The following is a 17,938-nucleotide window of genomic DNA, read 5'->3' on the forward strand; positions in this document are numbered from 1 at the left end:
GGTGAGTGGGTGTTTACCCATCACGGCTGAGTGACGCAAGGGGGCATTTCCATTTTTTTTAGAAAAACTGATATTTTTCTTGCGGTAAGACGTTTTCCCGTCTCATGCTGCTTATCCAAGGTCCCAAACCGGGCAAATCGGGAGCCTAAACAAGATGATGAGGCAAGGAACGGAGCACAGGCTATCAGGTCAGGCGTCAGTACGGACGTCTGGAACCCGTCAGGCCGGACCGTTCTTTGGTGCCATCGACCTTGGAACCAACAACTGCCGTCTCATGATTGCTGCGGGAACAGCCAATGGTTTCCGTGTGGTCGACAGCTTCAATCGCTCGGTTCGCCTCGGCGAAGGACTGCGTCTGAGCGGCCGTCTGGCGGAAGAGTCCATGATGCGCGCGCTGGATGCCCTGCGGATCTGTGTGGAACGCATGAAGCAGTGGCCACTCTCCCATGTCCGGGCTGTTGCAACGGAAGCCTGTCGCAAGGCGGCGAATGGCCGGGAGTTCCTTGAGCGCGTTCAGAATGAAATCGGTTTGACCATTGATATCATTACCGCCCGCGAAGAAGCTGAGCTGGCTCTCGAGAGCTGCTCGCCGCTTTTTCGTTTGCCGTCACATGCGCCAGCACGGGCTGAGCGTGGCGTCCTGTTCGATATTGGTGGTGGTTCAACGGAAGTGGCGTGGGTCCGGGTGGATCAGGCTCGCAAGTCCCAGACCCTGATCGGTACGACTAGCATGCCTGTCGGCGTTATCACCCTTCAGGAAATGTTCGGAGAGGGCCACGGCTCTTCTTATGAAGAGATGGTCTCCTATGTGCAGAGCCACCTGTCGGGCTTTGAAAACATTCACCGTATTCGGCGGGAAATCTCTCAGGGTAAGGCCTGCCTTCTGGGAACGTCCGGAACGGTTACGACGCTTGCTGGAGTGGCGCTGTCCCTTCCCCGTTATAATCGTGCCGCTATTGATGGCCTTACCCTACCGGGCGATGTCATGCGGGATGCCATCAAGACGCTGCGTGGACTTTCGAGAGATCACCTTTCCGCGCATCCATGTGTAGGAGAGGATCGTGTAAAATATGTTCTCCCGGGTTGCGCGATTTTCGAAGCAATTCATCGCGCATGGCCTATAGAAGAGGTCACGATTGCCGATCGGGGGTTGCGTGACGGCATGCTGCTGCGTATGGCCCGCGATCATGGCCAGCGTTTCACACGGGAACGCCGCAGGCCCCATCGTCATGTCACGCCCCGTTCAAGGGGCCCTCTCGGGAATTACGCCACGATATGAAGCCGCCCAGATCCCGCTCCGGTTCTTCCAAAAAGGATACGGGACCCAAGCGCATCCCTGGAAAAGCTCTTAAGAGCGCAGCTGCACCAGGGGCAGCAGATGCAACACAGGACGCCTCGACGTCACAAACGGCCCGTAACAAGGTCGTCACGCTTAGAACGGCCCGTGGTCGTACGACGGCCCAGCAGCGTTGGCTGAACCGTCAGTTGAACGATCCCTATGTGGCCGCAGCCCGAAAGCAGGGCTGGCGGTCCCGTGCGGCCTTCAAGCTGATTGAGATTGATGACCGCTTTCACATCATCAAGCCGGGCGCGCGCGTCATTGACCTTGGTGCCGCGCCGGGTGGCTGGTCGCAGGTGGCCGTCAAGCGTGGTGCTGGACACATTGCCGGTGTAGATCTTCTGCCTGTTGATCCGGTCAGCGGTGCCGAGATCATCGAGGGAGATTTCACGGACCCTGAGATGCCGGATCGCTTAAAGGAAATCCTGGGAGGTCCTGCAGACCTTGTCATGTCGGACATGGCTCCGAACACGACCGGCCATGCCGCAACGGATCACATGCGCATCATGGGCCTTGCAGAAGGGGCTCTGGATTTCGCCATGCAGGTTCTGGCCGAAGGTGGCAGTTTTGTTGCCAAGGTCTTTCAGGGCGGCTCTGAAAAACAGATGCTTGATTCCATGAAGCTGGCTTTTGCTTCCGTCAAACACGTGAAGCCGCCTGCTTCTAGAAAAGAATCAAGCGAGCTCTATGTGATTGCCACCGGTTTCCGTCCGGAGCGTCTGACCGAAGAAGGCTGACACGGCTCTTGATGAGTGCTTTTCAAAAGCGCTCATCATTTTGAGCGCTTGACCAGAATACGTTGCAGCTACAGAACGGACAGGATGATCCAGAGCCTGACCGTAATCCTCCTGTATTTGGCGTCCCTGCCCGTTTTCGCGCTTACACTGGCGCGGCAGCCTCACAAGGATCTGCCGCCCTGGGCCATATGCCTTTCACTGGTGGCCACAGAAACATCAACACTTACAATCGTCAGCGTTCCAGGTGTCGCCTTTCTGCACGGGTACGTTTTCCTCGGGCTTGCTCTGGGATACCTGTTTGGGCGCGTCGCCGTTGCAATATGGTTTCTGCCGCTTCATGAGCGTGGTGCTACATCCATTTACCGGTATGTCGGGCAGCGTTTTGGGCATCGTCTTCAAAAGCTTGTTTCAGGCACATTCCTTCTGACACGCCTTCTGGCTGAAGGAGTACGCCTCTATGCAGGTATGCTCCCTGTGTCCCTGCTGTTTGCAAGTATCGGCTACCCCGTCCCTGACTTTGCTCTGCTCATGGGTATTGTGGTTCTGACATTGGCGTATACGCTGGCAGGGGGGCTGAAGGCTGTGGTGTGGTCCGATACGCTGCAGCTTGTTCTTTATCTGGGAGGAAGTGCCGCCTGCGGTGTTGTGCTGTTTGACCGTGTTGGCCCAGCCGTCTTCCATGCCGCCCCACTTTTTACATCCGGTCTCCCGGCCTTCACCAGCCCCTTTTCGGTGACGGGTGCCGTTGTTGGTGGCGCAATCCTCTCTCTGGCGTCTCATGGGACGGACCAGTTGATGCTACAGCGTTGTCTCGCTGCCAGAACCCTTGGAGGTGCACGTGCAGCGATGATTGGAAGCGTCTTTGTCGTGGCGCTTCTCTTCGCATTGCTCTCTTTTATCGGTGTGGGGCTGCATGTTCTGTGGCCAGAGTATCATGGCGCACCGGATGCTCTTTTCCCGCAGTTTATCCTGACGTTACCGCCAATTCTTCGCGGCTTGCTGATTGCGGGAATTCTGGCGGCGACGATGGGATCGCTTTCCAGCGCCATGAATTCCATGGCCGCGGCAACCAGAAGCGACTTCTTTCCCAAAAACACGCTCTCCCTGCGGACAGCAACGTCTTTCTGGGCTGTTTTCCTGGTTGTAACCGCCTTGATGTTCTCGCATCCAACCGGATCTACGGTTGTCTTCGGTCTCTCCATCGCGTCCTACAGCTACGGGGCGACGTTAGGTGTTTTTCTGCTGGCTATGCTTGCACATTCCAGGGACGAAGCGAGCGGAATTGCTGGTTTTCTGGTATCGATTGTCGCGTTGGGTCTGTTGGCGATGGTGCGTCTTGGTGGCCACCCCATCGCCTTTCCCTGGCTGGTTCCGGCAGGTGTTATCGCTGCGTTTATCGGTGCAACGGTCTTCTCAAAACTGCGGCGGATACGTTTCCAGAAATAAGGCAATGGCCTTCTCAGCTGCTGCTGCGTCTCTTCCCAATTCCATCAATGCTGGAATTTGCCGGGGATGTTTTATGAGGGAGCCAAGCAGTCCGGGAAGGTAAATGGCACCGTCTTTCAGGCCATCCCGGGCAGCAGGTGGTAGATTTCGGTCCGAGTCATCGCAAACGACCCGTAAGACAGCAAAGGGTTTGCCCGTCTGTGCAACTGCGCCACTTTCCATATCGACCGCCACGCAGCGGGTCTGGTCGTAAAGGCGGCCCTTTTCTTCTGCCGTTTCGATAAGGCTATCGCTGTGCAGAAGGCCTCCACGTCGAGCATGGTCGGCCCCGAAGCTTCTGCTCAGAGCGATGTCTGCGTCGTAGGACTTGTCCTGAACAACAACCCGGTCTGCAACGATGACCGTTCCCGGCACAACGCTGGACGATAGTCCTCCGGCACAGCCAAAGGATAACAGTCGGGTCGCGCCAGCCCGGACCAGTCGTGCGGCCCCCTCCACTGCACCCGCGGCTGTCGCGTTACTCAGGGCAATGGGAGCATCGGGCAGGAAGCGACGGATAATGCGCGCTTCCTGTTTCATTCCAACCAGTACACCCAGCATCAGAAACCGTATTCCACGCGGCCCGTGTTGCTGGTGCCCAGATTGCGGTAGCGGGACAGGGCCTGAAGCGGGAAGAATTGCTTGTAGCCGTGATAACGAAGGTAAAAGACCTTCGGGAAGCCAACAGCGTTATAGGCTTCTTCCTGCCATTCGCCGTTTTCATCCTGTCTGGACATCAGGAAGTTGATGCCGCGCTTGACGGCCTCGCTGTTTCGTCTCCCCACGGCCATGAGAGCCAGAACGGCCCAGGCTGTCTGGGACGGTAGGCTTTCCTTGTAAATTCCCGGAGGTGCGCCTTCGTAGGTGGCACAATCTTCGCCCCAGCCACCGTCCGAACGCTGAATATCTTCCAGCCAGTTCACGGCGCGTTTCACCATGGGATCGTCATAGGAAATGCCCGCAATGTTCAGGGCACAGAGAACGGACCAGGTTCCATAGATGTAGTTCGTACCCCAGCGACCGAACCAGCAGCCTTCCTTTTCCTGCTCCTTGCGCAGGTAATCCAGCGCCTTGTCGATCACAGGACGATCTTCCGGATGGCCAAGCTGACACAGGAAGGAAATGCATCGTGCCGAGACGTCAGCTGTAGGCGGGTCAAGGAGTGCGCCATGATCCGAGAACGGAATATGGTTTAGCATCTCAAGGTCGTTATCGACGTCGAACGCGCCCCAGCCCCCGTTCGTGCTCTGCATCCCAATGATCCACTCGCGGGCCCGCTCAATCGCCTCACGGTTCTCTTCGGGATCAACACGATGAAGGAGCATGCCGACGACGGCAGTGTCATCTACATCCGGGTAGTAGTCGTTTTCATACTGGAAAGCCCATCCGCCGGGACGCAGATCTGGCGTGTTGACGGCCCAGTCTCCCTTGACGTCCAGGATCTGGCGATCCCGCAGCCATTCAGCACTTTTCTTCAGCTTCGCGAGCGTTTCATCGCGTTTTGTGGGATGAGCCCCCGAGGCCGCTTCCATCATGGCCAGCCCTGACAATCCTGTGTCCCAGACGGGAGAAACGCAGGGCTGGCAGTAGATCTCGTCTTCCTTGTGAACCAGAAGATCCTGAATGGACTGCCATGCTGTCACGACGCGAGGATCGCTGTCGGGCACGCCAAGCGCGCGATACAGCATGACGACATTCGCCATGGCGGGATAGATTGCCCCGAGGCCCCCAAGGCTCAGGCGCGGCTCGATAAAACTGATGGCAGCCTTGAGAGCCTTGTCATGAATTTTCTTGGGGATGAGCGGCAGAACTGGCCGCAATGCCGTGTCCAGATGTTTGAACGCGCGGCCCCAGATGGAACGGTAAGGCCCGCGGATCCAGTCCTTGACCTCGGCGGGTGGCTTAACGAACAGCTCTTGTATGTGAATGCCCCGCGGATTGATGGCCTGTGGCTTCAATGCGCCAACAGCCAGCATTGGGGCAAGCACTGCGCGGGACCAGTAGGACATGTTCCACACGGAGAAAAACGCCGTTCGCGGGAGGAGCATCAGCTCAACCGGCATGACAGGTGTCGCATCCCATGGAACTTCACCAAACAGGGCAAGCTGAATACGCGTGAAAACGTTGGAGCGAGCTGCTCCTCCGTGATCCAGAATGGCTTCACGGGCGCGACGCATGTGAGGCGCATCGATGCTGTCCCCAATGGCCTTCAGAGCAAAATAGGCTTTTACGGTCGCGGAAAGGTCAAAGCCACCGCCGAAATAGAGAGGCCAGCCGCCGTGTTCGCCCTGGATGCGGCGCAGATAGACGCCGATCTTGTCCTGTTTGTTCTGATCGATCCGATCCAGATAGTGTTCCAGGAGAACGTACTCGGCCGGGATGGTAGCGTCGGCTTCAAGCTCGAAAACCCAGTGGCCGTCGTCTTTCTGACGTTTGCCGAGAGCCGCATGGGCCCCTTCGATCGCACGAGTGACGTCGTCTCCCTCAATGGGCTTGCGGGAAAGGGCCTCGCTCACGCGGTCCTCCTTTTCGTCTGGATAGATCAGCATCGTTCAGGTCTCCCGGGACATGCAGTCCTCATCAAGGGGAGTGGTGTTACAGACATAATTTTGTGAGTGCGTATCACGTTTCCGTGTACTTTACTGCTGAGCGGAACCCCAAGGCGCTGACGGCCGTCAGCCCGGACTGGATTGCGCCTTCAATGGTCGAAGGAAGGCCCGTGTTCGTCCAGTCCCCGGCAAGCGCCATGTTTGTGGTGTCTGTCTTGGCGACAGGGCGGCGGCGGTTCTGCTCGGGTGTGGCGGCAAAAGTAGCCCGTTTTTCGCGCAGAAGACGGGCCGGAGGCATTGCGACCGGCAGCGGCTGTGGAAGGACGGGATCGAGTGCGCGGCGGATCTCGGACCAGATCGTGGCCAGCATTTCGTTGCTGTCCCGGTCAGCATAGCGATTGGCAGCACTCACCGTCACGGAAAGCACGTCCCCCTTAAGGAAAATCCACTCCGAAATGCCGCCTACAAGGCCAACAAATCGTGCTTGGGCGACCACCCCTCTTGCCTGGACAGGCGCAGGAAGTTTGAAGTGTGCGTTTGCAATGCTTTCGAAAGCGTCTGGAACCACTAGTTCCGGGAGCAGGGTTTGAGCGACAGGTCCCGGCACGGCAACAATGACATGATCTTCTGGTCCAAGATCAATCCGTCCCTCTGTGGTTTCGATCGCTGTGACTCGACCTTTTTCACGGACGATGGCACTGACCCGCACGCCGGTCCGGACATCACCATGATATTGCTGCAGGTACGCGAGAGCCGGGTCCACCAGTGTTTCAGAGAGGCCGATTTCAGGGAACCACGGGCAACATGCCATTCCGCCCTGCGCCAGAGATTTGCGGATCACATTCCCCAGCAGAAGCGCACTGCCGGTATGGAGGTCCGTGTTCAGCACTGAAATTGCGAAGGGTTCAAGGAGGCGGCGGCTGAGCTGGCCCGGCTTGAGGCATTCCTCAACGACCGTGTTGTCATTGGCTTTCAGGAAGCGGCCTAGAGACGAAAGTTCTGACAGCTTCATACCGGGGACACGGCGGCCACCCGGCAGAGCCCAGAACGGTATTTTCCCCTTGGACAGGCGAAGCGTCCAAGCCAGATCGTCTTCCAGGTCATAATACGGGAAAATCGGAATACCCGGGCCGCTCAGGGTGTGACGGGCGCCGAGAATATCAAGGTAACGGAAGGTCAAGCCATTTGCAGACAGGATCAGGTGATTGCCGTTATCAATCAGCGTGTCGAGCGTCTTGTCATGGAACGAGCGTGCCCGACCACCACATGCCGGACCTGCCTCGTAAATTGTAACCTTGGCCTGTGCCGCAAGTTCGACGGCCGCAGAAAGACCTGCAAGGCCGCCGCCAATGATATGAACGTGACTCATCGGCTTACTTCACATATGCCGCCAGAGCGCGAACCGCACGACAGCCCTTGCTGATTTTCGGTGCCTCCTCGGGATTCTTCCATCCCCGCTTCTCAAGCGCGTTCAAAACTGGCTCATAAGATGCTGCCATCATACGAGCGGGACGCATCGCGGTACGGTTACAGTCTTTCATCGCGCGGCGCGCATCCCGGAAATGGTCATGTGCGCGACGGGCAAGAATATGAGCCACTCCGTCAAGACCATGGGCATACAGGGCTTCCTTCGGATCGTTGGGCACGTTGAAGCGCTCCAGCAATTCCGACGGCAGATAGAGACGGCTGCGTTCAGCGTCTTCAGCAATATCCCGCAGAATATTCGTGAGTTGCAGCGCTCTTCCAAGATGCTTCGACACAAGATCGGCAGCCGGGGATGAGTCTCCAAACGCACGGACGGACAGTCGACCAACAGCAGAGGCTACGCGATCGCAGTACAGATCTAGCGTCTTTTCATCTGGTGCAACGATGGGCTCGCCGCAGTCCATGGCCATGCCATCAATGATGGCGTGAAAGTCTGCTGCCCGAAGATCGAAGCGGAAAATGGTCGCTACGAGAACACGATCCAGAGCGTCTCTCGTCTCGCCTTTGTAGAGACGGTCAATGCGTTCGTGCCATTCCTGCAGCGCCTGTGACGGGTCTGCGACACCTGCGTCGCCATCGGCGATGTCGTCCACTTCCCGGCAGAAGGCATAGATTGCGAACATGGCCTGACGTCTCGCCGTCGGCAGGACCCTCATGCCACGGGCAAAGGACGTGCCGGATGCGGTGACGATATGCTCGACATGGTCAAGATCGGCCTGCGCGCAGGGAAGGCCGGAAGAAGCGCGCGCCCTGCTGAAAACCATGTCTGTCCCCTGTCCTGTTTCAGAAATTCTGCGTTCTAGCCCCAAACGGTCCTGTCACAAAGGCGGCACGAACAGAATGGAATGCCATACGTTTGTATGATGCCAAAAGGCAACACCCTTCCCCAAGGAGGCCCAATGAAGTTCCGTCTCTTTTTTGCTGCCATCGCTGCCTGTTTGAGTTTTTCACTCGCCGAAGCAGTGTCGTCCACAACCAAAGCACATGCCGATCATCTTCTGAACGCTACACATTCATGGAACGGCGTAGCCTACACACCCTATACGACCTCACAGCCGGAACTGAGCATGATTCGCCTGACAATCCCGGCACATACCGCCCTGCCCTGGCATACGCACCCCTTCCCGAATGCGGGATATGTGCTCCAGGGCTCTCTTACAATTCAGGACAGGGAAAGCGGCAAAAGCCGGACCTTCCATCAGGGCGAAGCCTTTGCTGAATCCGTCAGCGATGTTCACCGCGGTGTGTCAGGAGACGAGCCGACCGTTCTTCTCCTGACATATGCGGGGGCTGAGGGAAAACCGACGTCGATCCCGGTGGACAAGCAAAACCCCGAATATTGAAATCGGATCGCAATTGGCCCTTTGACAGACAGATCGTTTCGTTTCTAGTATGTTTTCAGACATTCCAGGAGCGTGAGCCGAGCATGACCGATTGCCTGTCCCCCGAAGCAAAAGAAGATCTTCTCTCACGCGGTTACTCCCGTCGTAGTCTGGGCCGCGTTGCTGCACTCATGAGTGCAGGCATGGCAGTACGGTCTATTGTTGGACGCGCTGAAGCTTCTCCCCTCACCGCGCTTCCCGCCGGTGACGTTACGAAAATGGTCCGTATTGGCAGTAACGAGTGCTGGACCGGTCCCTTCCCGGCTGCTGCCAAGGCGGGTGCGGCTACTGTTTTTGAAGGCAACCGGTATGATCCGACGGGTCATACACGCGACGACCTGATCCGTACGGCCTCCAAGGTCGATAACGTGCCAGAGAACTGTATCCTGCCGTGGGGTGGGTCCTCTGACCCCCTTTGCCGCACCATCGTGACGTTCTGTTCCCCGACACGCGGTCTCGTTACGGCCGACCCGAGCTATGAAGCAGGATGGGTTGCGTCGGAATGGCTCAAGATTCCTCTGGTGAAAGTGCCTCTGGACGCTTCGAACGGTTACAAGACCGACGTGAAGGCGATGCTGAAGGCCAACCCGAATGCGGGCGTTTACTACATCTGCTCCCCGAACAATCCGACCGGCACGATCACGCCCCTGGAAGATATCCGCTGGCTGGTTGCCAACAAGCCGAAGGATTCCATTGTTCTGGTGGATGAGGCTTACATTCACTTCTCAAACGCGCCGAGCGCTGCCTCGCTCGTTGCCGAGGGCCAGGACGTTGTTGTTCTGCGGACATTCTCGAAGATGTTTGCAATGGCAGGTCTGCGACTGGGCTTCAGCATGGCTCCGCCAGCCCTGCATGAAAAAATGATGCGTTACGATGGTGTGAACCAGACGCACATGCTGCCAGTGCCTGCGGTGGTTTGCGGGACAAAGAGCCTGACCATGACGACGGACATTGATGCCCGTCGTCGCGAAATGATCGCAGCTCGCGCCATGACCTATGAGCACCTTCAGAAGAAGGGAATCAGCTTCATTCCTTCTGATGCGAACATGTTCGTTATTGACTGGAAGCGGCCCGCCGGGCCGATCAAGGATGCGTTCCTGAAGGAAAACATCATCATCGGTCGCTCTTGGCCAATCTGGCCGAATGCGTCCCGGATCACGGTTGGCTCAATGAGTGACATGAAGAAATTCTGTGCGGCCCTGGACCGCATCATTGGCTGATAGTCAAACGGGAGGCTTAGGCCTCCCGTTTTTCATTCAGTGTGTTGGCCAGTAGCGCATCGCCAGAAGCAAAGCTTTTGCTCCATCGGCTTTTGTAAGCGCCACCCGTGCGGCCACCGGGTCTTGACGGCGCAGGCGTCGTGCCAGAATATGCGATAGTTCCACAATAACAGCGGCCTCAAGTCGCATCCGCCGATCCCGGATAAGCATCGGAAGGCCGCGTGCTTCGCGGTTCAGTGCATCCACCCCGTCCAGCATTCTGTCGAAAACACGTCTCAGGCCGGGCTTGCTTCGCACCAGTCTTAGATCGTCGATCGTGACACCCTCTTCCGCAAGCCAGGGCAGTGGAATGTAGCAGCGATCCAGAATCTGGAGGTCCTTGGCGGCATCCTGCAGGTGATTGATCACCTGAAGCGCCGAGCAGAGTGCATCCGATGGCGCTAGCGTTTCATGCCCTTCTGCGTGGAGCAGCAGCAGAAACCGCCCAACAGGATTGGCGGAATAACGACAGTAATGCAGCAGTTCCTGCCAGCTTTCATATCTTGTTTTCTCTGCATCCATGCAGAAGGCTTCAAGAAGATCTGTCGCAGTTTCCAGGGGGACGCCTGTTTTCAGAAGAACTTCTCGCAGCTTTACCGCTGTCTGGGCATCAGCTCGCTGTGGAGCCTGTAGCTCTCCTCTGATGACGGCAGCCATTCCTCGCAGGCGGGCAATTTTCTGCTGTGGCGTAAGCTCGGATGTATCCACCATATCATCCGCCACACGGGCGAAATTATAGTAGGTATGCACATACGGGCGTAGATGCCGGGAAATCAGCAGGGAACCGACAGGAAAGTTTTCGTCGGTTTTACCTTTTTCAGAGGTGACGTCTTTCGTCCCCCAGATGTCTTCTGTCACGATGCCTCATCCGTATAGGAACGATTTTTCCAGCGTACGCCGACGCCTCTGTGATGGTCGATCGCCGAACCGATGGTTGCTGCCATATAGAAGGCTGCAATCATCGGCAGCGGCAATGCACGCCAGAGAGGAAGCCCGAACCGCCGCAGGGTTGGTAGAAATGTAGCGCAGGACAGGAGGTAGGTCAGTAGTCCGACTTTTCTCGTGCGTCCTTTGCCGAAAAGGGCCAATCCAATCGGCAGGAGCCAGATCAGTATCATCCCAAGAATGGTTGCGAGAAGAAGGACGGGCGACTGGCGGAGCTGGACATAAGCCGTCCGGGCAATCATTTCCCAGATATCTTTTGCACCCCGATACGGACGGACCGACCAGGCCAGTGCGCTGTGCCCAAGATAGAGACGCCCACCCGAACGTTTGACGTGTGCCGCAAGGGTGCAGTCGTCGATCAACGCGCCCCGTATGGCCTCAATGCCACCAATCCGCTCCAGTGCGCGCCGACGGAGTAAAATGGTTCCCCCTGCTGCGCCAGCAATCCTCGAGCGCTCATTTGCTGTCCACGCAAAGGGATAGAGCATGGCGAAGAAATACACGAAGGCGGGAACCAGAAAGCGCTCTGCTGAACTTTCGCAGTTCAGAGCCACCATTTCGGATACGAGATCCAGATTGTCTTCACGGGCCTTGGAGAGAAGCGTCGAAAGATGCTTCGGCGCATGCATGATATCTGCATCCGTGAACAGGATGTAGCCATAAGGCCCGATATGGCTGAGAGCCTCCTGTGCGCCCTGATTGACTGCCCAGAGCTTGCCACTCCATCCGGCAGGACGCGCCGCGCCGGTCAGTACGGTAAGCCGTTTCTGTGGGTCAGGCAGAGCGCGGGCCAGATCTCCTGTCCCGTCCGTGCTGTTGTCATCCACCAGGATGACCGACAGTTTCCCGTCATAGTCCTGTTCAAGCAGAGACGTCAGGCAGGCCTGAATGGACTCAGCTTCGTCCCGTGCGGGCACGACGATTGCAACGTCCGGGGCACAGGGTGGTGGGGAACCAGGCTTGAGGATCGGTCCACCCTGCCAGAATTTTCCATGGAAGAGCGTCAGATAGATCCAGGCGCCAAGGCTGGTGAGTGCACTTCCGTAGAGCATTATTGCATCCGTCCATGCAGACGGAACCATGAAATTGCGTCTGCTATGGCGTCCCTCGCAGGTCGGGGCGCATAACCCAGTTCCCTCTGTGCTTTCAGCGACGAGAAGAACATCAGTTTCCGGGACATGGCGAGAGTTTCACGCGTCACGCGTGGCTCAATTCCAAAGCCTCGGGCGAGCCATTCGGACACGACCGCCACCGGATAGAGCCAGGACTGCTTGAGCTTGATGCGGGGTGGTTTGACGCAGGCAATTTCACTGGTGAGGCGGAAAAGATCGCCCAGCATCATGTTTTCCCCGCCGAGAATATATTTCTCGCCGATTTTGCCGCGCTCAAGCGCCAGAACATGCCCTTCTGCAACATCATCAACATGCACGATGTTGAGACCTGTCTCCACGTAGGCTGGCATCCGGCCGGAGGCACAGTCGAGGATCATCTGGCCTGTCGGGGTGGGTTTAATGTCCCGTGGGCCGATCGGAGTCGAAGGATTGACGATGATCGCGGGAAGCCCCTTTTCACGGACCAGCTTCAGAACTTCCTGTTCGGCCCGGTATTTAGAGAGCTTGTAGGTCCCTATAACGGTGCTTTCCGTGACGTAGGTTTCTTCGTCCGCCGGTGTTCCGTCCTTGTTGAGCCCCAGTGCTGCGACGGAAGAGCAGTACACGATTTTTTCCACCCCGGCGTCGAGGGCGGCCAGCATGAGGTTCCGTGTTCCCTCTACGTTGGCTTTCATCATGACCTCCGGGTCCGGGACCCAGAGTCGGTAGTCAGCCGCAACGTGGAAAAGAATTTTTACGCCTTTAAGCGCCGCGGGAAGAGTTGAAGGATCGGAGAGGTCTCCGATGACGAGTTCTGCGTCGAGCTCTGCAATGTTGGATCGGTCCGAGTTTTCCCGAACGAACAGGCGCAGTCGGTGCCCACGTTCCCGGAGCACGCGGGCAACAGCAGAACCGACGAACCCGGTAGCCCCTGTAACGAGTGTGACATCGTTCATGGTGGCAATCTTCTCCTTGGCTCATCAGCAACAGGTTGAAATTTTTCGGGTACCTTACTGCCGGTGGCTTTCGGGGGAAAGCGTCTGCAAGACTGGAATATTGGAGAACTGTGCGTTAGAGCGTGTTGCAAACGACATGTGACGAAGACGTTGAAAAAAACTCTCCCTATCATCCTCTCCCTTCTGGGCGTGGCTCTCTTCACATTCATCGCAGCCAAGGCAGGCATTCATCCTGTCATGGAAGCACTCGGAAAAGTTGGTGTCGGAGGGTTCTTCCTTCTGGTGCTGGCCCAGCTCATTATAGACATCGGACTCGGGATCGCCTGGAAGGCCTCTGTTCCCCAGATCGGTTTTCTGAGGCTGACCGGTGCGCGTTTGGTGCGTGATGCGGCGGGTGCCTGCCTTCCCTTCTCCCAACTCGGCGGGATGGTGCTCGGGGTACGGGCAACCCTTGCGGGTCGCAGCGCACAAGCCCTGGATGGAGAGGATCTGCACTGGCCTGAGGGTGTCGCGTCCAATCTGGTCGATATCACCACTGAGGTTCTGGGACAGATCGCGTTCATTCTGGTCGCAATTCTCTGTCTTGTCGGCCATCAGGGGGCCGCACGGTTCATCTGGCCGCTGATGGGCGGCATGGTTCTTCTGTCACTCGGGATTGCAGGGTTTATCTGGACCCAGCATCGCGGTGGTTCGATGATCCGCAAGGCAGCAATGTTCTTTGGACGCCATATTGCGGCCGACTGGCGCGAGAGTCTGATTGGAAACACGGATATTTTTCAGGCTCGTCTGGAGTCTCTCTGGAGCCGCCCTGATCGTATTATGATGGGTGCGCTGTCACATTTCATCTGCTGGGTTGGAGGGGCCGCCGCAACGTGGATCGCCCTCACCCTTCTGGGTGCGCATGTCGGCTTTCTGTCTGCGCTGGCTATCGAAGGCGTGGTGTGTGGTATCATGTCAGCAGGTTTTCTTGTCCCTGCAGCCCTTGGCGTGCAGGAAGCGGCCTATGTTGCCCTTGGTCTGATTTTTGGAATTGATTCGCAGATCTCGTTAAGTCTGTCCCTCCTGCGCCGTGGAAGGGACATTCTGATTGGTATTCCGGTTCTGCTAGGCTGGCAGCTCGTTGAAATGAGTCGTCTTCGCAAGGAGAGCGGCCGCGCCACATCATCGCGTGACAAGACCGTAACCTCTGTTCTGAAAAAGACCACGACGTCCGTCATGTCCGGAAGCAGCAAAAAAGACGGCTCTTCAAGTCGTGATACCGAGGAAAAGGACGACGCCGCATTCGCGACTGCGCCGCGTATTCTCTGATGGCACTGTTTGAATCGCTGGCGGTTGTCGGTCCTGGCCTGATCGGTTCCTCTGTTCTGCGTCGTGCTCGTGAAACGGGTTTGCTGGCAGACACACTGATCGCGGCTGATATCAGCCCGGCAGTGCTGGATCGCGTTCGTGAACTCAACATCGCGGATGTCGTGACAGACAGCATGGCTGAGGCTGCCCAGGCGGACTGTGTCATGATCTGCGTGCCGGTTGGCGCGGTTGAGGCTACTGCCCGCGCTATTCTCCCTTATATGAAACCCGGCTCCATCCTGACGGATGTGGCGTCGGTGCGGGGGAAGCTTGGTCCTACCATTCAGGCGCTTCTGCCAGAAGGTGTGGAATACGTTCCAGGCCATCCAATGGCAGGTACCGAACACTCAGGGCCGGATGCAGGTTTTGCCACGCTCTTTGAAAACCGCTGGTCCCTGCTTGTCCCGCCAGAGGGCGCAGATGATCATGCTGTTCAGAAGATCCAGATACTTTGGGAGTTGTGCGGTGCCAGGACGAAGATCCTGCCCGATGACAAACATGACCGCATCTGCGCCATGGTAAGTCACCTGCCTCATCTGCTGGCATTTACCATTTGTGACACGGCTGACAATCTGTCCGAAGAGATCCGGGCGGCCGTGCTTGATTATGCGGCCTCAGGATTTCGGGACTTCACGCGTATTGCTGCGTCGGACCCAGTGATGTGGCGCGATATTTTTATCGCCAACAAAAACGTTCTTCTGGAAACGCTTGATCGCTTTGTTGCTGATGCTCAGGGTATGGCGCAGGCGATCCGGGAAGGCGATGAAGCTGCGATTACAGCCCGTATTGAACGCGGGCGCAGGATCAGGCGAACGCTGATTGAAAACCGTCAGGCCTGACGGTGTAAATTTCTTCCATCCAGCAAAGGTCTGGATGGAAGAAATATTTTAAAGTCAGGCGGTTATGATGCGAAGTGTATTTGTGCTTCCAGCAACGCCGTAAGGTAGGCCAGCCAGAACAATTACATGATCGCCGACGCGGCAAAGCTGCATGGAACGCGCCATGGCCGCAGTAGGCTCGGCCAGCTCTTCAATGCTCTGGGCGATGTGTTCTTTTTCCACAACTTGCGGGAATACACCCCACACAACGCAAAGACGGCGTGCGACTTCCTGATGAGGTGTGACAGCCAGGATCGGGCAATGGGGCCGCTCACGTGCCATGCGTAGCGCGCCACCGCCACCCTGCGTCCGAACGCCAATGGTCTTCGCGCTCAGAGCAGTACTGACCTGCCAGGCTGCCTGAACGATGGCATCCTGAACGGTGCCTTCCGGCTTCGGACGGGCGCGATCCATCCGCAGGCGCCACTCGACGTCCTGCTCCACGCGAGAGGCGATGCGGGCCATGATGGAAACAGCTTCAATCGGGTACCGCCCTGCGGCGCTCTCGGCGGACAGCATGACAGCATCAGCACCATCATAAACAGCGTTGGAGACGTCTGAAACTTCAGCGCGTGTTGGTGTCGGGCTCTCGATCATGCTTTCAAGCATCTGCGTTGCCACGATGACAGGACGGCACTGGCGTCGTGCCTCAGCGATGGCGCGCTTCTGGGCAACCGGGACTTCCTCCGGTGGCAGTTCGACGCCCAGATCACCACGAGCAACCATGATAGCGTCGGACAGGCGTACGATCCGCTCCAGATCTTCCATCGCCTGTGGCTTTTCAAGCTTCGTGACAATCGCTGCTCGACCCTTGGCGATTTCACGGGCTTCTTCGACGTCTTCGGGTCGCTGCACAAAGGAGAGTGCGATGAAATCAACACCTAGCGAGAGCGCAAAGTCGAAATCCTTGCGATCCTTCTCCGTCAAGGCTGGAATCGGTAGCGTTACGTCAGGAACATTGACGCCTTTACGTTCGGACAGCTTGCCTCCGATAACAACTTCCGTCTCAAGCGCGCCTGCCAGAACATTGATCACACGCAGCTTGAGCTTGCCGTCGTCGAGAAGAAGATGGCTCCCCGGCTTGGCAGCGGAGATGATTTCCGGGTGTGGGAGACAGACGCGGTTTACGTTGCCAGGGGTTTTGTCCAGGTCGAGACGGAAAGGCTTGCCTTCTTCGAGAATGACCGGGCCATTCTCGAAAACACCAACACGCAGTTTTGGTCCCTGAAGATCCGCCAGAATGGCAAGAGGACGTCCGACTTTTGTTTCAGCGGCGCGGATCGCTGCGTGACGCTCTCCGTGATCTTCATGGGCCCCATGAGAGAAATTGAGGCGGAAAACGTTTACTCCGGCTTCAGCCAGAGACCGAATCATCTCGGGCGAGGACGAAGCTGGACCAAGAGTTGCGACGATCCGCGTACGACGATGATGAGAGCTGGATGTCATGTAGTGGCGTCCCCGCTAGGAAAAATCAGTTGGATTGAATCGTCTCGCCAGGGAGCAGTCCCCAGAACAGACGACGTGGCAGCCATCCCTCGTAGCCTTTGACGACGACGTGGCACCATTGAGAACTTTGTGGGCAGGCCTTGATGTTGCCCACGGTTCCCGGCTGGAGGACAGCGACCACGCTGCTGTCTTCCTCCGGATGGCTCATGAGGAGAACATCACTTTTATGCGCGCGGGCTTCTTCCTGCGTCGCGACATGACCCAGAACCCGTGCGTCTGCACGGCCAATATGGTCTCCGTCTTTTTCGGAAGCCTCACCGGTTTGTGCTTTTACACCCTCGGGAGGAAGGCCCGGGATGACGAAGGTGCGGCTGCCATAGAGGGTAGCCTGATGAACCCAGCCCTTCTGCCCATCGGAGTCTTCAACCAGACGCCAGACATCGAACTCGCGTTCGATTTCAACGGGAAGACCGCGACGGTGATAGACCCAGTCAATCGGATATCGATCACCCGGCCCGCGACGCATATAAACCTTGTCGGCTCTCAATGCGGCATAACGTGGCAGAGGCAGGCCGGTGTTGCTTCCCTTGTCTGTTGGCGCGTCGGCTGGTGGAGCATCCGGTGACGGCGCTGGCGTCTGGGCCGCATTGGCGGCAGCAACTCCGGCGGCGCCTGCTGCTGCACCGGCCGCAAGAGGCGCAGCGTGACGCGTGACGGTCGTATGTCGCGCAGCATGATGCGCCTTTTTGGAAGAACTGGTGGTGTCACCCGTGGGTTTTGAAGGCTTTTTCTTCGCGTGCGCGGCCTTGGCGGCTTTTGCATCGGCCTTGGTCGCATGATCATGCTTATGATGGGCCGCTTCTGCGGGGGAAATGACCATCAGGGCCGTTGCAGCCGCGAAAGACAGCAGAAGCTGACGGCAGCGCAGGGTTCGGGACAGAGGAGTGACAAGCGTTCTCATGAGCGCATCCCTGCCAAGGGTGGAGAGTTTCGGCAAGCCACCAAATGACGAAAATCGCGATTTGGATACGGGAAATAG

At 57.4% G+C, this 17,938-nt stretch carries 16 protein-coding genes; 7 read left to right on the forward strand and 9 right to left on the reverse strand.

Annotated elements, in window-relative coordinates; translation table 11 throughout:
- Positions 1–154 precede the first annotated feature (154 nt).
- From B7444_RS07560 to B7444_RS07570, 3 genes are all read left to right on the forward strand, one after another.
- Entirely contained in the window at positions 155–1,279 is a 1,125-nt protein-coding gene (locus B7444_RS07560; protein WP_007281874.1) for a Ppx/GppA phosphatase family protein, read from the forward strand.
- A complete protein-coding gene (locus tag B7444_RS07565; RefSeq protein ID WP_007281873.1) occupies positions 1,276–2,076 on the forward strand; it encodes an RlmE family RNA methyltransferase in 801 nt (266 codons plus the stop codon). Before B7444_RS07560 ends, B7444_RS07565 begins: the two co-directional genes overlap by 4 nt.
- Before the next feature lie 84 nt (positions 2,077–2,160).
- Complete coding sequence (locus tag B7444_RS07570) at positions 2,161–3,522, forward strand: sodium:solute symporter family transporter (protein WP_007281872.1); 1,362 nt, start codon at positions 2,161–2,163, stop codon at positions 3,520–3,522.
- On the opposite strand, the gene B7444_RS07575 is transcribed toward B7444_RS07570, so the two are convergent.
- The 4 genes from B7444_RS07575 to hpnD form a co-directional block, all read right to left on the reverse strand.
- Complete coding sequence (locus B7444_RS07575) at positions 3,490–4,122, reverse strand: phosphorylase family protein (protein ID WP_007281871.1); 633 nt, start codon at positions 4,120–4,122, stop codon at positions 3,490–3,492. The two genes, B7444_RS07570 and B7444_RS07575, sit on opposite strands and share 33 nt — an antisense overlap.
- Positions 4,122–6,110 carry a squalene--hopene cyclase gene (shc, locus tag B7444_RS07580; protein WP_007281870.1) on the reverse strand — a complete coding sequence of 663 codons (1,989 nt, stop codon included), beginning with the start codon at positions 6,108–6,110 and terminating at the stop codon, positions 4,122–4,124. The genes B7444_RS07575 and shc overlap by 1 nt, the downstream gene beginning before the upstream one ends.
- A 73-nt stretch (positions 6,111–6,183) precedes the next feature.
- Entirely contained in the window at positions 6,184–7,479 is a 1,296-nt protein-coding gene (gene hpnE / locus B7444_RS07585; RefSeq protein ID WP_007281869.1) for a hydroxysqualene dehydroxylase HpnE, read from the reverse strand.
- Between the two features lie 4 nt (positions 7,480–7,483).
- Positions 7,484–8,359, reverse strand: coding sequence for a presqualene diphosphate synthase HpnD (gene hpnD, locus B7444_RS07590; protein ID WP_035730409.1), 876 nt, complete (start codon positions 8,357–8,359; stop codon positions 7,484–7,486).
- A 135-nt stretch (positions 8,360–8,494) separates the two neighbouring features.
- On the opposite strand from hpnD, the gene B7444_RS07595 reads away from it, so the two are divergent.
- Positions 8,495–8,938 (forward strand): cupin domain-containing protein, encoded by a 444-nt coding sequence (locus tag B7444_RS07595; RefSeq protein WP_007281867.1) that lies wholly within the window; start codon positions 8,495–8,497, stop codon positions 8,936–8,938.
- A gap of 83 nt (positions 8,939–9,021) precedes the next feature.
- The gene (locus B7444_RS07600; protein ID WP_007281866.1) at positions 9,022–10,197 is read left to right on the forward strand and encodes a pyridoxal phosphate-dependent aminotransferase; all 1,176 of its coding nucleotides are present in this window, start codon (positions 9,022–9,024) and stop codon (positions 10,195–10,197) included.
- 36 nt (positions 10,198–10,233) lie between these two features.
- Here B7444_RS07600 and hpnC read toward each other — a convergent pair whose 3' ends face one another.
- The 3 genes from hpnC to hpnA are packed head-to-tail and all read right to left on the reverse strand — an operon-like array spanning position 10,234 to position 13,228.
- Positions 10,234–11,094 carry a squalene synthase HpnC gene (gene hpnC / locus B7444_RS07605; RefSeq protein WP_007281865.1) on the reverse strand — a complete coding sequence of 287 codons (861 nt, stop codon included), beginning with the start codon at positions 11,092–11,094 and terminating at the stop codon, positions 10,234–10,236.
- On the reverse strand, positions 11,091–12,233 hold the full coding sequence (locus tag B7444_RS07610; RefSeq protein WP_007281864.1) for a glycosyltransferase: 1,143 nt from the start codon (positions 12,231–12,233) through the stop codon (positions 11,091–11,093). The genes hpnC and B7444_RS07610 overlap by 4 nt, the downstream gene beginning before the upstream one ends.
- Complete coding sequence (gene hpnA / locus B7444_RS07615; RefSeq protein ID WP_007281863.1) at positions 12,233–13,228, reverse strand: hopanoid-associated sugar epimerase; 996 nt, start codon at positions 13,226–13,228, stop codon at positions 12,233–12,235. The genes B7444_RS07610 and hpnA overlap by 1 nt, the downstream gene beginning before the upstream one ends.
- 138 nt (positions 13,229–13,366) lie before the next feature.
- On the opposite strand from hpnA, the gene B7444_RS07620 reads away from it, so the two are divergent.
- Positions 13,367–14,536, forward strand: coding sequence for a lysylphosphatidylglycerol synthase domain-containing protein (locus tag B7444_RS07620; RefSeq protein WP_007281862.1), 1,170 nt, complete (start codon positions 13,367–13,369; stop codon positions 14,534–14,536).
- Positions 14,536–15,414: a prephenate dehydrogenase/arogenate dehydrogenase family protein gene (locus B7444_RS07625; RefSeq protein ID WP_007281861.1), complete on the forward strand. Its 879-nt coding sequence runs from the start codon at positions 14,536–14,538 to the stop codon at positions 15,412–15,414. The genes B7444_RS07620 and B7444_RS07625 overlap by 1 nt, the downstream gene beginning before the upstream one ends.
- A gap of 54 nt (positions 15,415–15,468) precedes the next feature.
- Here B7444_RS07625 and pyk read toward each other — a convergent pair whose 3' ends face one another.
- Positions 15,469–16,899 carry a pyruvate kinase gene (gene pyk / locus B7444_RS07630; protein WP_035730402.1) on the reverse strand — a complete coding sequence of 477 codons (1,431 nt, stop codon included), beginning with the start codon at positions 16,897–16,899 and terminating at the stop codon, positions 15,469–15,471.
- 25 nt (positions 16,900–16,924) lie between these two features.
- Positions 16,925–17,860 (reverse strand): SH3 domain-containing protein, encoded by a 936-nt coding sequence (locus B7444_RS07635; protein WP_186810558.1) that lies wholly within the window; start codon positions 17,858–17,860, stop codon positions 16,925–16,927.
- Positions 17,861–17,938 lie beyond the last annotated feature (78 nt).

Origin of the sequence: Gluconobacter thailandicus F149-1 = NBRC 100600 (assembly GCF_000964465.1) — a bacterium.
GTDB lineage: Bacteria > Pseudomonadota > Alphaproteobacteria > Acetobacterales > Acetobacteraceae > Gluconobacter > Gluconobacter thailandicus.